Origin of the sequence: Streptomyces sp. NBC_00425 (genome assembly GCF_036030735.1) — a bacterium.
Taxonomy (GTDB): Bacteria; Actinomycetota; Actinomycetes; order Streptomycetales; family Streptomycetaceae; genus Streptomyces.
Map to the genome: position 1 here is coordinate 969,192 of NZ_CP107928.1, position 14,224 is coordinate 983,415.

Here is a 14,224-nt window from a genome sequence, read left to right on the forward strand (position 1 = left end):
ATGGCGGACACCGCGACCGCCCCTGCGGCCGGCCCCGGCACCCCGGCCCCGGTGGCCGAGGCGACCGGCATCAGCAAACGATTCGGCGCGACCGTGGCACTGCGCGACGCCCGTATCGCCGTCGCCCCCGGCGAATCGCACGCCCTGGTCGGACGCAACGGCGCCGGCAAGTCGACACTCGTGTCCATCCTCACCGGTCTCCAGCAGCCCGATACCGGAAGCCTGCGATTCTCCGGCGAGGCCGCCCCCGCCGTCGGCGACATCGACGCCTGGCGCTCCCGCGTCGCCTGCGTCTACCAGCGTTCCACGATCATCGGTGAGCTGACCGTCGCGGAGAACCTCTTCCTCAACCGGCAGAGCGGCGGCGCCGTCCGGCCCATCCGCTGGAAGCAGCTGCGCCGGCGCGCCGAGGAGCTGCTCGGCGAGTACGGCGTGGCCGTCGACCCCGCCGCGCGAGCCAGGGACCTCACCGTCGAGCAGCGTCAGTTCGTCGAGATCGCGCGGGCCCTGTCCTTCGGCGCGCGCTTCATCATCCTCGACGAGCCGACGGCCAAACTCGACGCCCGTGGCATCGAGCGGCTGTTCGACAAGCTCCGCGACCTCCAGCGCCAGGGCGTCGCGTTCCTCTTCATCTCGCACCATCTGCAAGAGGTGTACGACCTCTGCACCACGGTCACCGTCTACCGCGACGCGGCCCACATCCTCACCGCGCCCGTCGCGGAGCTCGGACACCAGGCCCTGGTGGAGGCCATGACCGGCGAGTCGGCCGGCGTGGTCGCCGGCGCCGGCCGCCCCCGGGCCGACCGGACGGACGCCGCGGAACTGCTGACGCTGGAGGCGCTGACGCTGCCCGGCGCCTGCGAGGACATCTCCCTGGCGGTCCGCTCGGGCGAGGTCGTCGGGCTCGCCGGGGCGACGGCCAGCGGCAACGTGCAGGTGGGTGAGGCGATCGCCGGGCTGCACCGGGCCAGGACGGGCCGGATCTCGGTCCGCGGCAGGACCGTGCGCACCGGCAGCGTGCCGTCCGCGCTCGCCGCCGGGGTCGGATTCGTCCCCGAGGACCGCCACCTCCAGGGACTGGTCGGCAACCGCAGCGTGGCGGAGAACGCCACCCTGACCGTCACCGACCAGCTCGGCCCGTTCGGCACCGTGCTCCCCGCCCGGACCAGGGCGTTCGCCCGGAACATGATCCGCGACCTCGACATCAAGACGCCCGGAGCCGGCACCCCGGTCTCCGCCCTCTCCGGCGGCAACCAGCAGAAGGTCGTCGTCGCGCGCGCCCTGGCCACCGTCCCCGACGTGCTGGTGGCCATCCGGCCCACCAACGGCGTGGACGTCAAGTCCAAGGAGTTCCTGCTCGCCAGGATCCGGCAGGTCGCGGACGACGACAAGGCCGCGCTGATCGTCTCCGACGAGCTGGACGACCTCAAGGCCTGCGACCGGGTCGTCGTCATGTTCCACGGGCGGGTCGTCGCCGAGTTCGCCCGCGGTTGGAAGGACGAGGACGTCGTCGCCGCCATCGAGGGCGTCTCCGACGGCACCACCCACGTCATCGCGTCACCTCTGTCCGCCTCATCCGGCGCAGACGAGCACGGAAGGTAGTCATGTCCGCCACCACAGATCTCACCGAGCCCACCGCGAGCAAGGCCGGGCCGGCCGGCGGCGACGCCGTCCGGCGCCGGGTCGACCTCGGACGCTTCCGTGAGCTGTCCCTGGTCCCGGCCATCCTCGTCCTCGGCCTGATCGGGTTCATCGTCTCGCCGGCCTTCCTCACCGCCGACAACCTGATCGGTGTGGCCCAGCAGTCCACCGAGCTGAGTCTGCTGGTGCTCGCCACCACGTTCATCCTGATCGCCGGACGGATGGACCTGTCTCTGGAGTCCACCATCGGCGTGGCTCCCGTCATCGCCGTCTGGCTCGTACTGCCCTCCAGCGGCGGCCGGTTCAACGGGCTCGGCCTCCTCCCCGAGTGGACGGCCGTCCCGCTCTGCCTGCTGGTCGGCGCGCTGATCGGCGCCGTCAACGGCTTCCTCATCCTCAAGCTGCGCCTCAACGGCTTCATCGTCACGCTCGGCGCCCTGACCATGCTCCGCGGTCTGCAGGTCGCCCTCTCCGAAGGTCAGTCCATCGTCGAGCTGCCGTCGTCCTTCACCTACCTGGGCAAGGCGTCCTGGCTGGGCATGCCCGCCGCCATCTGGGTGTGCGCACTGCTCTTCGCCATCGGGGGCAGTGCACTGGCCTGGCTCCGTCACGGCCGGGCGCTCTACGCGATCGGCGGCAACGCGGAGGCGGCCCGTACCGCGGGCATCCGCGTCGACCGCATCGTGTGGGTCGTCCTCATCCTCGGCAGCGTCCTCGCCGCGTTCGCCGGCATCCTCTACAGCGGCCACTACGGCTCCATCTCCGCCACCCAGGGCAGCGGCTGGATCTTCCAGGTCTTCGCGGCGACCGTCATCGGCGGGGTCAGCCTCAACGGCGGCAAGGGCTCGGTGTTCGGCGCCCTCACCGGCGTCCTCACCCTGCAGCTGGTCGTGAACGTCATGACGCTGGCGGGCGTGCCTCCGCTGTGGAACCAGTTCCTCAACGGCGCCATCATCATCGTCGCCCTGATCATCTCCCGCTTCGCCTCCGGCGAGAAGCAGGAGTAACCGCCTCCCACCTGCGGCTCCGCCGGCGCCACGCCGGGCCCGGCAGAGCCCCCGCACCACCCACCCCCCCAGCACCGAGAGGCACGCGCGTGGCACTGACGGACGACGCGATCGACAAGATCAAGGCGATGATCGTCGCCGGCGAGCTCGCGCCCGGTTCCCGGCTGCCGAAGGAGGAGGTACTCGCCGAACAGCTCGGGCTGTCCCGGAGCTCGCTGCGTGAGGCCGTCCGTGCGCTGGCCGCCATGCGGATCCTGATCACCCGCCAGGGCGACGGCACCTACGTCTCCAGCCTGGAACCCCATCTCCTGCTGGAGACCCTCTCCTTCGCCGCCGACGTCTCCCAGGGCCACGCGGCTCTGCAGTTGCTGCAGGTGCGCCGGCTGCTCGAACCGCAGGCGACCGGACTGGCCGCGGCGCTGCTGACGCCGAAGGACCTCCGGGAACTGCGTGACATCCTCGACCGGTCCCGGACCGTGGCCACGGTGGAGGAGTTCGTCGCCCACGACACGGCCTTCCACCTCAGGATCGTCGAAGCCGTCGGCAACCCCGTGCTGTCGATGCTGCTGCAGGTGGTCTCCACCCGCACACAGCGCGTCCGCATCGTCCGCGGCAGCCGGACCCGTCACGCCCTGGACCACGCCCATCGGGACCACGAGCAGATCCTCGCCGCGCTCATCTCACGCGATGCCCTGCTCGCCGCGTCCGCCGCGACCGTCCACATCACCGCCGTCGAACAGTGGCTGGCCGCCAGCCTGACCGACGTCTCGGACGAATCGGAGGCCCCCGACCCCGTCGGCCCTTCCCCCGTCGCCGAGGCCGTCCCCTTCGCCTCCCCCCCGACCCCTGCCGCACCCCGTGCGGACCCTGCCCCTCCCTGTGCGGACGGCGGCCCGGCCCGCGTCCCGGGCGCCGTCTCAGGTCCGGCGGCACCGGCCGCCCGATCGGGTTCCGGCCCGCACCACGAGCGCACGGGGGTCACGCCGACCCGTTGAGACGCGGCCTCGGGCGGCGCACCCTGCACGCGCCGGCCGCTCAGCCAGGGCCGTCGGCGCTGCGAGCCCTCCCCTGCCGGCTCGCCCTTTCTCTGCGGGCGAGCCGCTACTCGGCGGCCACGCCCTCGGGTGCGTCTTCTCCCTTGCCCCGCCCCTCGATCTTCAGCAGCAGCCCCAGCAACGCCTCCCGCTCGGCCTCCGCCAGCCCCTCGAAGCATTCGGCGAGCACCGCGTCGGCCACCAGGTGACCCTCCTTCAGCAGTCGCCGCCCCTCGGCGGTGAGGTGATGCTCGATGCGCCGGCCGTGCCCGGAGCGCCGGTCCACCAGCCCCTGCGCCGCCAGCCGTCCGGCGAGTGTGCCGAACGCCTGCTCGCTCTGGAACGTTGCGGCCGCCAGCTCCCGAGCGCTGGCGCCCGGCCGGCGACCGACCGCCCGCAGCGCGTCCCACTGCGCGAGGGTGCTGCCGATCGACGCGAGGCGGCTGTCGAGCGCCCGGTGCTGGCGGTACTGAACGGCCTTCACGGCCCTTCCGAGGATCTGTAGTTCAACGGCCATGCACACCAGGCTAGCAGCCTGACTCAACTTGCTTATATAAACATCTTTATTTAGAGTCCCCGTCATGACTTCGCCACTGACACTCATCGAATCCGGCCCCGCCGACGGCCGCCCCGTCCTCGTTCTGCACGGTGGCGGAGGCCCCGTCACGGTCGCCCCGATCGCCGAGCACTTCGCCGCGACCGCCTCCACCCTGCTGCCCACCCACCCGGGCTGGAACGGCACCCCTCTACCCGACGACCTGAGCAACGTCGCCGACCTCGCCGCCGACTACCTCCGCCTGCTGCGCGACCGACGTCTGTCCGACGTCCTGGTCGTCGGCTCCTCGCTGGGCGGCTGGATCGGCGCCGAGCTGGCCGCGGCCGACACGGAAGGCCTGATCAGCGGACTGATCATGCTGAACGCGGTCGGCATCGAGGTCGCCGGCGAACCCGTCCAGGACTTCTTCGCCCTCGACGCGCGAGGCGTGGCCGAGCACGCGTTCCACGACTCCGAGCGCTTCTACGTCGATCCCGCGACCGTGCCGGCCGAGCGCCTCGCCGTCGCTCAGGCCAACATGGCCGCCCTGCGGGTGTTCTCCGGCGGCCCCGGCATGAGCGACCCCGGCCTGCGGCCCCGCCTCGCGGCCGTCGACGTCCCGACCCTCGTCCTGTGGGGCGAGAGCGACCGCATCGCGACGCCGGCCTACGGCAAGGAGTACGCCGCGTCGTTCGGGAACGCCCGCTTCGCAGCGGTCGCCGAAGCGGGCCACCTGCCCCACCTCGAACAGCCCGCACGCACCTTCGCCCTGCTCGACGCCTTCGCCGCACAGACCGCACGCCGCTGAGGAACTCCGGCGGGACACGCCGCCGCAACAGCCCGGGCGGCGCCGAGGGCAAGGCGCGGACCTGCCTCCTGACGGCGGGTCACCCGGCGGCGTCGCCGAAGCCGGCGCCGGTCAGGACCTGCCGTAGCCGGCCGTGTTGATGTTGGCCTGTACGGCGTTCTCGGTGGCGTCCGACGGGTAGCCGGAGGTCATGACGCCTTCGTAGAAGGTACCGGCGGCTCCGTGGCTGTTGTCGCCGCCGATGCCGAGGACGATGGCGCCCTCCTTCTTCATCGGGTTGTAGCCCGACACGTTGGGCCGCGGCCCGTTGTAGAACGTCGACAGTCCGCCCGACTGGGCGTTGCCGCCGCGGATCGACCAGTGGTTCGGCTCGCCCTTGACGACGGCGGTCAGGTACCGGTGACTGATGCTCGGGTCGTTGGCGTTGAAGCGCCGGTTCACCCCGGAGAACAGGCCGTTCTCGAGGTCCGCCATGATCCAGGGTCCGTTTCCGGCGCCGTAGCCCCAGACCTTGTTGTTGCCGAAGTAGATGGTCTCCATGGTGCCGTTGCCGTTGTCCCGGCTGTTGGTCTCGGCGTTGCCGTAGTCGAAGCAGCAACCGCCGTTGTAGTGGGTGCCGTTGAGGACGGCGTACATACCCTCGGGCTGGTCGCCCTTCGCGACGCCGTTGGTGTTGTTGTTGCGGTAGCCGGTGCCGGGGGCGACGAACACCCCGTACGCCTTGTGGCCGGCGATCGTGAGGGGAGCCGCGGCCGCGTTCGCCAGGTTGTCGTAACCGCCCGGCGCGGGGCCGGGGAATCCGCCGGGAGGGGCCTGGGTGAGCCGGTTGCCCCTGCCCGACTGGTCGTAGACGACGGTGATGAGGCACGTCGTGCCGACGCAGAACGAGTCCTGTGCGACCGCGTTGGCGTACCCGCCCTGGCTGAGGACGCCGATGTCACGTGTGGCGTTGTCGGAGGCTCGGCGTACCTGGTAGAGCGGGCCGTTGTAGGAGCCGTAGAGGGCACGGGTCGTGCTGTGGGCGGCGACGCACGGGGTGCGGCCGGAGGCGTAGATGTCGCAGGGTCCGGTGCCGGCGGCCTGGGCGGTCGAGGCCGTGCCGGTGAGCAGCCCGGCGCTCAACGCGACCGCCGCTCCGGTCGCCGCCACGGCGAGCGGCATTCGGCGTAGCCACTGATGACGGTCAGTCATGTGCGCGCTCCTTGTTCGGGGACGGAGTCTGTGTCGCGCGGGACGGGAGGTGCGGCCCCGCGCTCGGCGCCGGTGCGGTGCGCGCAGTCCGGCCCTTCGCCTCGTGGCTCGGGCCGATCCGGTGCATCGACCCCGGGCGAGGTCGTGAAGGTCCTAGAACTGGCTGAAGAACTTCCAGATCTCGCCCGGCACCCAGGTCCTGGAGCCGCTGTCTCCGCCCGCCCCGTCCTGCGGAGCCGCGATGTGGCCCTCGTCGAACGCGGCCCATACGACCGGATGGCCGGACGAGCAGCCGGAGTAGGCGGTGACCCGGTGGCTGCGGCTTCCCTGTGCCGGTTCGGGCGGGTTCTGGGCGGCGCAACCGTTGTTGCGGACGAACCGGTCGCGCAGTGCGCGCCCGCCGGAGACGCCGAGGACGCTGTCCCTGATGCCGTGCACCCCGAGGTACGCGACCGGCTGGGTGCCGCCGCTGCAGCCGCTGAGCTGTCCGCCGGACTGCACCGCGACCGCACGGAACACCGTCGGCCTGGCGCACGCGAGGGCATGGCTCATGGCGGCCCCGTAGCTGAAGCCGACGGCGAAGCGCCGTGCCGTGTCGACGCACAGAGCGGCCTCGATCTGGGTGCGCATGGTGTCGACGAACGCCACGTCCTCACCGCCCGCGTTGCCCCAGCCGTTGTCGAGTCCCTGGGGCGCGACGAAGATGGTGCTGTTGTTCGCCAGTCGTTGGAGCCCGTAGTAGGCCCACGCGCCCCTCTCCACCGTCCGGCCCGTGGCCACGTCGGTGGCGTTGCCGCCCAGCCAGTGGAACCCGAAGACCAGACGGTAGGAGCGATTGCGGTCGTAGTTGTCCGGAACCTTCAAGGTGTAGCTGCGGCTCCTGCCGCCGCTCTGCACGGTGTGGGTACCGCTCGTCAGCCCGGGGGCCCTGCCGCAGCCGGCTGTCGCCGCGGCCGCCCTGGGAGCTGAGGGTTCCGGACCGCCGGACGAACTGCCGTACGCCGTCGTCGTACCCATGACCAGGGCGACGACTGCCGCGAGCGCGGCGGGCCATGCCTTGCGCCTCGGTTTCACGAGACTCCTTCCGCGGGTCTGTCACTGGTGACGTGCCGTCAGCGGTGTTCGGTGGCGGCCACGTCGACTGATACGGCGCCCTCGCTCGCGTCGGGCCGCCCGGGACGACCACCCTGGCCGTCGACGGGCCGAGGGGCCAAAGGATCGGCGGTGGCGCGCCGGACTGCGGGGCGAGGTCGGTTGCCCTTACGGATACGGATGACGCTGAATGCAGCGGCGCGTGATCCTCCGGACCCGGACCGAGGGTGCGGCGCCGGGTCGTCGGAGTGAGACCGAATCGCCTCAAGCGTTCGTGATACCGAACGTGGATCGTCGAGTCGGACACCTCTGGATGATAGGAATCCCGCAGCGATCGTCAAGAGACACCACATGATTCGACGTCGAAGGCTTGTAGATTCGCCTCCTTTCCAGCCAATACACCCCGTCAGAGCCGGAGTTCGCCGTCAGTGACCCCTCCGGCGCGAGCCGGAACGGTCTCACCGGGCGAAGCCGCAACGAAATATTTCGAGTTTCACAGCGAATGATGCGAAAGGGATTGACGCACCGTCAGGGGCTTCTATGATCCGAGGACGTTCATGGATTCAATCAGTGTTCGACATACGGAACGACGCCACAGCTCGCACACAGCCGGCCCGACCCCCACCACGCCGCAGGCCCACCCGGAAGGGCAGTGAGCCACATGACACATGCACACCATTCGGTAAGTCGCCGCACGGCGTTGGCGGTGACCGGCGGGATGGCCGCCGGCGCCCTGTCGCCCCTCGGCCCGGCGAGCCGGGCACGAGCAGCAACGACGGACGCGGCGGCGGCCTCGTACACGAACCCGGTGATCTGGCAGGACTTCGCCGACATCGACATCATCCGCGTCGGCGGCACGTACTACTGCTCCGCGTCGACGATGCACTACTCGCCCGGCGCTCCCGTGCTCCGCTCGTACGACCTCGTGAACTGGGAGATCGCCGGCCACTCCGTGCCCGTGCTCGACTTCGGGTCCAAGTACGACCTGAACGGCGGCCGAGGTTACGTCCGAGGCATCTGGGCGTCGTCGCTGGCCTACCGTCCCGGCAACAGCACCTTCTACTGGCTCGGCCAGATCGACTTCGCACAGACCTACGTCTACACCGCCACGTCCGTCGAGGGCCCGTGGAAGAGGCACGCCGCACTCGGCCAGGTCTACTACGACGCAGGGCTGCTGGTGGACGACGACGACACCCTGTACGTCGCGTACGGGAACAGCGCCATCAGCGTGGCCCAGCTGTCCCCCGACGGACGCAGTCAGGTGCGGTCGCAGCAGGTGTTCAGCACGCCGTCCAGCATCGGCACGCTGGAGGGCTCCCGCTTCTACAAGATCAACGGGAACTACTACATCTTCCTGACCCGCCCCGCCAACGGCCAGTACATCCTGAAGTCGACCAGCGGCCCCTTCGGGCCCTACACACTGCGGCAGGTCCTGCTCAACCTGCCCGGGCCGGTGCAGGGCGGAGGCGTTCCGCACCAGGGCGGGCTGGTACGGACGCAGTCCGGGGCCTGGTACTACATGGCCTTCGTCGACGCCTATCCCGGCGGAAGGATGCCGGCCCTGGCCCCCGTCACCTGGACCGCGGACGGCTGGCCCGTCCTGCAGCTCGTGAACGGCGCCTGGGGCACGTCGTATCCCAGCCCCGTCGTGCCGGCCCCGCCCCGTCAGGTCACTCCCCTCACCGGCGTCGACACCTTCGACGGCACGGCCCTCAAGCCTAAATGGGAGTGGAACCACAACCCGGACAACAGCAGGTGGTCCGCGGGCAACGGACTTACCCTGCGCACGGCGACGGTCACCAACGACCTCTACGGCGCCCGCAACACGCTCACTCACCGCATCCAGGGCCCCACGTCCACCGCGACGATCCAGCTCGAGCACTCGGCGATGCGGGACGGCGACCGGGCCGGTCTCGCGCTGCTGCGCGACTCCTCCGCGTGGATCGGGCTCCAGCGCGACGGCGGTGTCACCCGGCTGGTCATGGTCGACGGGCTGACCATGGACGGCAACTGGAAGACCACCGGAACGGGGACCGTCCGCGCAAGCGCGAGCGTGCCGAGCGGCGGCCGCCTCTGGCTGCGGGCCGGCGCCGACATCCGTCCCGGCGCGTCCCGGCCCGGCGTCTTCTCCTACAGCGCCGACGGCGTCGCCTTCACGCGACTCGGCCCCGCGTTCTCCCTGGGCAACGACTGGCGCTTCTTCATGGGCTACCGGTTCGCCCTCTTCAACCACGCGACCCAGGCGCTCGGCGGCTCCGTCCGCGTGACGCGGTTCGAACTGTCCACTCCCTGAACCGCTCGGCCTCCCCCGCGCCGTTCACCTGCCCGCCGGCGAGCGCGCCCATCACCCGCACCCCGCCGCGCGGGGAACGCCGTCCCTCGCGCCGGCCCTCGCACGACGTCGGGGCTCGGGCCTATCCGAACAGGCGGCGCTGGATCTCGCGCCGGTAGTCCTCGAGAGTCCTGTCGAGGTGTGCCGCGGTCGCCTCGGCGGCCTCGTCGGGCCGGCCGTCACGGATGGCCCGGTAGATCGCCTCGTGCTCCTCGACCGCCGACAGGGTGTTCTCGCCGAGCGAGTCATGGATGCCGATGGCGCTGGACTGCCGCTGCAGTCGCCGTGCGTCGCGCACGGCGCTGACGAGGAAGGCGTTGTGCGAGGCCGCGGCGAGCGCCGCGTGGAAGTCGTCGTCGGCCTGGTTGAAAACGTCGACCTGACGCTCGGTGAACCCGTGCCGGCACTGCTGCATCGCGATCTCGATGGTGCGCAGTTCCGACGGCGTGGCCCGGGTCGCGGCCAGACTGCTGGCGGCCATCTCCTGAACCCTGCGGAACTCGAACAGCATCAGGACGTGGTCGATGTCGACGGGGCGGAAGAAGCCTCCCCAACGACTGGTGATGAGCATGCCCTCGTCGTCGGCGACGAACAGGCCTCGCCCCTTGTGGGCCCTCACCCGGCCGAGCGCCGAGAGGATCTTCACGGCTTCCCGCACGACCGCCCTGCTGGTCTCGAGCGTCTGGGCCAGGTCGTTCTCCGTGGGCAGCCGGTCACCGGCCACCAGTCGCGCCTCGGCGATGTACTCGAGGAGCCGCTCCGCCACGACCTCGTAACCGGGACGGTAGTCACGCCGCTCGCCCGAGCCGTTCACCGCTGCGGGGGCGGCGGGGAGGGCCTGCGCCGGCAAGGCCGCTTCCGTGGCTGGCGTGTCGTTCATCTGTGCTTCCTCCCGGTGACGGCGGCAGAGCGACTGATCGCTGTGAGGCCGAGCCCATCGTACCCCACACGAAGAATGAGTCGTACTCATTTAGGCGAAGATCTTCAGAGGAAATTCGGCACGCAAAAAGTTAAATATCAGACATACTCCTCAGAAAGCCGCTCACACTCAAGGCCATCGCCCGCAAATCCACCAAAGGAACCTTGCACGGACTCTTGACGGACCCCTTGATAGGGCGGCTAATTTCTTCCAGGTCGGCAGCGGAACAGCCGCCTTCAGTGCCCGACGCCCGCCCGGGACGGCCCCGGCGTCGGCCCATCCACGCGCCACCTCCCCGACCTGTTCGGGGCGCCCGCACACCCAGTGGAGTCACTCATGACCGTCAACAAGCCTTCGTCCGGCCGGAGAAGAGCGCTCAACGCCAAGCGTTCGGCGTTGCTGGCCGGGTGCGCGGCCACGGTGCTGCTCACCGTGACCGCCTGTGGCAACGGCGGCACCGCCGCCACGACCACCAAGGACGGCTTCGCCCAGGCGCCGCAGAAGGACGGCGCGCTGACCGTCTGGGTGGACGCGACCCGCATGGACGCGGCGAAGCTGTATCAGAAGCTCCACCCGGACGTGAAGCTGGACATCGTCAGCTACGACGGCGACGCCAACGGCTCGAACTACCTCCAGACGAAGGTGCAGTTGTTCAACCGCACCGGCAAGGGCTGGCCGGACGTCGTCTTCAGCTCGCAGAACAACGAGGTGACGTGGGCGGTCGACGCGGGCTTCGCGGCCCCCCTCGACAAGGGTCTGATACCCGCGACCACCCTCGCGGAGTTCGCCAAGGGCGCCAACGACGTCTGCAAGGTGAACGACACCCTCTACTGCCTGCGCAACGACCTCTCCCAGGCGGTGCTCTGGTACAACGCGCCGCTGATGAAGAAGTTCGGCTACACCGTGCCGACGACGTGGGAGGACTACCAGGCGCTCGGCGAGAAGGTGGCCAAGGAGCACCCGGGCTTCCTCGTGGGTGACGCGGGCGACTCGTTCACTCCCGAGATCTACCTGTGGGCGAGTCAGTGCGGCGCCAACGACATCACCGGTCCGAAGTCCGTCTCGGTGAACACCACCAGTGAGGCCTGCACCAAGATGGCCAAGCTCCTCGACGTGCTGATCAAGAACAAGTCGATGTCGATCAGCGGCGTCTTCAGCACCGACTTCGGCAAGAACCAGGCCGACAAGGTGCTGCTCATGCCCGGCCCGGCCTGGTACGGCGGCGCGGTGTTCAAGGACACCCTCAAGGTGCCGGCCCAGCAGATCGGCGTGGCTCCCATCCCCCTGTGGAAGGGGCAGACCGCTCCCACCACCGGCAACGTCGGCGGCGGCACGTGGCTGCTGTCCAAGCACTCCGCCCACATCAAGGCGGCCACCGACTTCCTGAAGTGGGTCACCACCGACGACGCCTACCAGGCCCAGAAGGCACCCGGCTATCCGGCCTACGGGCCTGCCGCCGAGAAGTGGCTCAAGGCGCAGGGCGGCGTCGGCTACCTCACCGGGGACCTGAGCGCGCTGCAGGACGCGTCGAGCCAGGTCTGGCCGGGGTGGGGCTCGGGCCAGTTCAGCCAGGAGGCGATCTGGGCGGCCACCGTCAAGCCCGGCCTGACGCAGGGCAAGTCCATCGAGTCGATGCTGCCGGCCTGGCAGGACTCCATCGTCAAGTACGCCAAGTCCAACGGATACAAGGTCTCCCAGTGACGCTCAGCCGCTCCTCGTCCGGCTCTGCCCGCCGGCGCCCACGCGGCGCCGACCGGCAGGGCCGGGCCGGCATCGCCTTCGTCGCCGCCTACGTGCTCCTGCTGATCGCGTTCGGCATCCTGCCGACCGGGTACGCCGTCTACTTCGCCTTCACCGACGCCGGGGGCGCCTTCAGCGGCTTCGACAACTTCGTCACCACGGCGCAGGACTTCCGCTTCATGGACGCCGTCAGTCATGTCGCCCTGTACCTGGTGTTCTGGCTGGCCTCCCTCGTGGTGTTCGTGGTGGGCCTGGCCCTGCTCATGCACCGTCTCTCGTCAGGCGCCGTCAGCAAGTCCCTGCGGTTCCTCTTCTACATCCCCGGAGCCCTCGCCGGCGCGGCCAGTGTCCTGGTGTGGCTGTTCATGCTCGACCCGACGGTCAGCCCCGTCAGCTCACTGCTCGGCACGCTGGGCTTCCACACCTTCGGTGAGGTCATCGCCCCCGGCAACCTGCCCCTGCTGTTCACGATCATCGCGTTCTGGACCGGGGCGGGCGGCTGGATCGTCGTCATCTACGGCGCCCTCAACAACATTCCCAGGGACGTCATGGAAGCCGCGCGCATCGACGGCGCGAACGCCTGGCAGACCGCCTGGCGGGTGCAGATCCCCATGCTCCGCAAGTGGATCGTCTACATGGTGATCCTGGCCTTCGCGGGCGGCGCCCAGCTCTTCGTGGAGCCGCAACTGCTCTCCCTCGCCAGCACGGGCGTCGCGGGACGTGACTACTCGCTGAACCAGCTGACCTACGACTTCGCCTTCCAGATGAACAACATCAACGGCGCCGCCGCGGTCTCGGTGGAGCTCCTGGTCGTCAGCGTGTCGGTCGCCGGTGTCTTCGTCGCACGATCGGGGTTCTTCGATGCCGACTGAGACCACCACCGCCGGACCGGCCGCCGCACCGCCACGCACGGAACGGGAATCCAGCGTCATGAGCCGAACCCACCGTCAGTCACCGAAACCGCGGCGTCCCCGTCCTCCGCGCCGCCTGGTGCCCCGCCTGCTGACCGGCTCCGTACTGCTCGTCTTCCTGGTGTTCTTCGTGCTGCCGGTGCTCTGGCTCGTCCTCGCGTCGACCAAGACCGACCAGCAACTCGTCCACGGCAACCCACTGTCCTTCGGCTCCTGGCACGCCTTCAAGGCCAACTGGGACGGACTCACCGCCTTCCAGGACAACGCCCTCATGCAATGGCTGGGCAACTCCACGCTGTACGCGGTGATCTCCCTGGTCATCACCCTCTGCGTGGCCGTACCTGCGGGCTACGGCCTGGCGATGACCGAGTTCCGGGGACGGCACACCCTGCTGGTCTCGACGCTCGTCGTGATGCTCATGCCCACCGCCACGCTGGTGGTGCCGCTGTTCCTGGAGATCAACGCGGTGCACCTGATCGGCACGATGTGGTCGATCATCCTGCCGTACTCGTTCTACCCGTTCGGCGTGTACCTCACCTACATCTACTTCACCACCGCCGTGCCGAAGGACCTGCTGGCGGCGGCGCGGATGGACGGCTGCTCGGAGTTCGGCGTCTTCCGGCACATCGCACTGCCGCTGGCCACCCCCGTCATCGCGCTCGTCGGCTTCTTCAGCTTCGTCGCCAACTGGACGAACTACTTCCTGCCGTACGTCATGCTCCCCGAGAGCGACCAGATGCCGATCCAGGTGGGCGTCGGAAGCCTGCTCAGCAACGTGCCGTCCTTCAACCCGGCCGTCGGCACCCTCGCCATCCAGCGCCCGCAGCTGGCCCTGGCCACCCTGCTGGCCATCACACCGGTACTGGTCGTCTTCCTGTTCGCCCAGCGCTTCCTGGTCAGCGGGATGCTCGCCGGAGCCACCAAGGAATAGACCCGCTCGACGGCTCCGGGCCAGGACGCCCCGGGCCGGTGATCGTCCGCCCCACCGTCGTACCCGGCGTGCGCATCCCGCCG

At 69.8% G+C, this 14,224-nt stretch carries 10 protein-coding genes and 2 pseudogenes; 8 read left to right on the forward strand and 4 right to left on the reverse strand.

The annotated features are described in order from the left end of the window. The 3 genes and pseudogenes from OHS82_RS04225 to OHS82_RS04235 all read left to right on the forward strand — a co-directional run. Positions 1–1,602 carry a sugar ABC transporter ATP-binding protein gene (locus tag OHS82_RS04225; protein WP_057582041.1) on the forward strand — a complete coding sequence of 534 codons (1,602 nt, stop codon included), beginning with the start codon at positions 1–3 and terminating at the stop codon, positions 1,600–1,602. Between the two features lie 2 nt (positions 1,603–1,604). Further along, complete coding sequence (locus OHS82_RS04230; RefSeq protein WP_057582042.1) at positions 1,605–2,648, forward strand: ABC transporter permease; 1,044 nt, start codon at positions 1,605–1,607, stop codon at positions 2,646–2,648. A gap of 89 nt (positions 2,649–2,737) precedes the next feature. Continuing rightward, positions 2,738–3,406, forward strand: a pseudogene (locus OHS82_RS04235) (FadR/GntR family transcriptional regulator); the annotation flags it as partial. 343 nt (positions 3,407–3,749) lie between these two features. On the opposite strand, the gene OHS82_RS04240 reads toward OHS82_RS04235, so the two are convergent. Further along, the gene (locus tag OHS82_RS04240; RefSeq protein ID WP_057582043.1) at positions 3,750–4,199 is read right to left on the reverse strand and encodes a MarR family winged helix-turn-helix transcriptional regulator; all 450 of its coding nucleotides are present in this window, start codon (positions 4,197–4,199) and stop codon (positions 3,750–3,752) included. 64 nt (positions 4,200–4,263) lie between these two features. Between OHS82_RS04240 and OHS82_RS04245 the strand changes: the two genes are divergently transcribed. After that, a complete protein-coding gene (locus OHS82_RS04245; protein ID WP_328433304.1) occupies positions 4,264–5,025 on the forward strand; it encodes an alpha/beta fold hydrolase in 762 nt (253 codons plus the stop codon). 123 nt (positions 5,026–5,148) lie between these two features. Here OHS82_RS04245 and OHS82_RS04250 read toward each other — a convergent pair. Both OHS82_RS04250 and OHS82_RS04255 read right to left on the reverse strand, forming a co-directional pair. Beyond that, positions 5,149–6,186: pseudogene (locus OHS82_RS04250) on the reverse strand (arabinofuranosidase catalytic domain-containing protein); the annotation flags it as partial. A 183-nt stretch (positions 6,187–6,369) separates the two neighbouring features. Further along, on the reverse strand, positions 6,370–7,290 hold the full coding sequence (locus OHS82_RS04255) for an alpha/beta hydrolase family esterase (RefSeq protein ID WP_242433317.1): 921 nt from the start codon (positions 7,288–7,290) through the stop codon (positions 6,370–6,372). 679 nt (positions 7,291–7,969) lie between these two features. Here OHS82_RS04255 and OHS82_RS04260 point away from each other — a divergent pair. Then, on the forward strand, positions 7,970–9,601 hold the full coding sequence (locus tag OHS82_RS04260; protein ID WP_057582045.1) for a glycoside hydrolase family 43 protein: 1,632 nt from the start codon (positions 7,970–7,972) through the stop codon (positions 9,599–9,601). Positions 9,602–9,722: 121 nt separating this feature from the next. Here the strand turns inward: OHS82_RS04260 and OHS82_RS04265 are convergent, their stop codons facing one another. Beyond that, positions 9,723–10,520 (reverse strand): FadR/GntR family transcriptional regulator, encoded by a 798-nt coding sequence (locus tag OHS82_RS04265; protein WP_057582046.1) that lies wholly within the window; start codon positions 10,518–10,520, stop codon positions 9,723–9,725. A 375-nt stretch (positions 10,521–10,895) separates the two neighbouring features. Between OHS82_RS04265 and OHS82_RS04270 the strand changes: the two genes are divergently transcribed. Genes OHS82_RS04270 through OHS82_RS04280 form a run of 3 tightly spaced genes read left to right on the forward strand, consistent with a single transcriptional unit; the run spans position 10,896 to position 14,141 of the window. Next, a complete protein-coding gene (locus OHS82_RS04270; RefSeq protein WP_328433305.1) occupies positions 10,896–12,260 on the forward strand; it encodes an ABC transporter substrate-binding protein in 1,365 nt (454 codons plus the stop codon). Further along, positions 12,257–13,171, forward strand: coding sequence for a carbohydrate ABC transporter permease (locus OHS82_RS04275; RefSeq protein ID WP_328433306.1), 915 nt, complete (start codon positions 12,257–12,259; stop codon positions 13,169–13,171). The genes OHS82_RS04270 and OHS82_RS04275 overlap by 4 nt, the downstream gene beginning before the upstream one ends. 58 nt (positions 13,172–13,229) lie before the next feature. Next, complete coding sequence (locus OHS82_RS04280) at positions 13,230–14,141, forward strand: carbohydrate ABC transporter permease (RefSeq protein WP_079041484.1); 912 nt, start codon at positions 13,230–13,232, stop codon at positions 14,139–14,141. Positions 14,142–14,224: the final 83 nt, after the last annotated feature.

What these genes read in the sequence shown, in the direction of transcription:
- OHS82_RS04245 (WP_328433304.1), top strand. Translation starts at nt 4,264, where the DNA reads ATGACTTCGCCACTGACACTCATCGAATCCGGCCCCGCCGACGGCCGC.
- OHS82_RS04270 (WP_328433305.1), top strand. Translation starts at nt 10,896, where the DNA reads ATGACCGTCAACAAGCCTTCGTCCGGCCGGAGAAGAGCGCTCAACGCC.
- OHS82_RS04230 (WP_057582042.1), top strand. Translation starts at nt 1,605, where the DNA reads ATGTCCGCCACCACAGATCTCACCGAGCCCACCGCGAGCAAGGCCGGG.
- OHS82_RS04265 (WP_057582046.1), bottom strand. Translation starts at nt 10,520, where the DNA reads ATGAACGACACGCCAGCCACGGAAGCGGCCTTGCCGGCGCAGGCCCTC.
- OHS82_RS04280 (WP_079041484.1), top strand. Translation starts at nt 13,230, where the DNA reads ATGAGCCGAACCCACCGTCAGTCACCGAAACCGCGGCGTCCCCGTCCT.
- OHS82_RS04225 (WP_057582041.1), top strand. Translation starts at nt 1, where the DNA reads ATGGCGGACACCGCGACCGCCCCTGCGGCCGGCCCCGGCACCCCGGCC.
- OHS82_RS04260 (WP_057582045.1), top strand. Translation starts at nt 7,970, where the DNA reads ATGACACATGCACACCATTCGGTAAGTCGCCGCACGGCGTTGGCGGTG.
- OHS82_RS04240 (WP_057582043.1), bottom strand. Translation starts at nt 4,199, where the DNA reads ATGGCCGTTGAACTACAGATCCTCGGAAGGGCCGTGAAGGCCGTTCAG.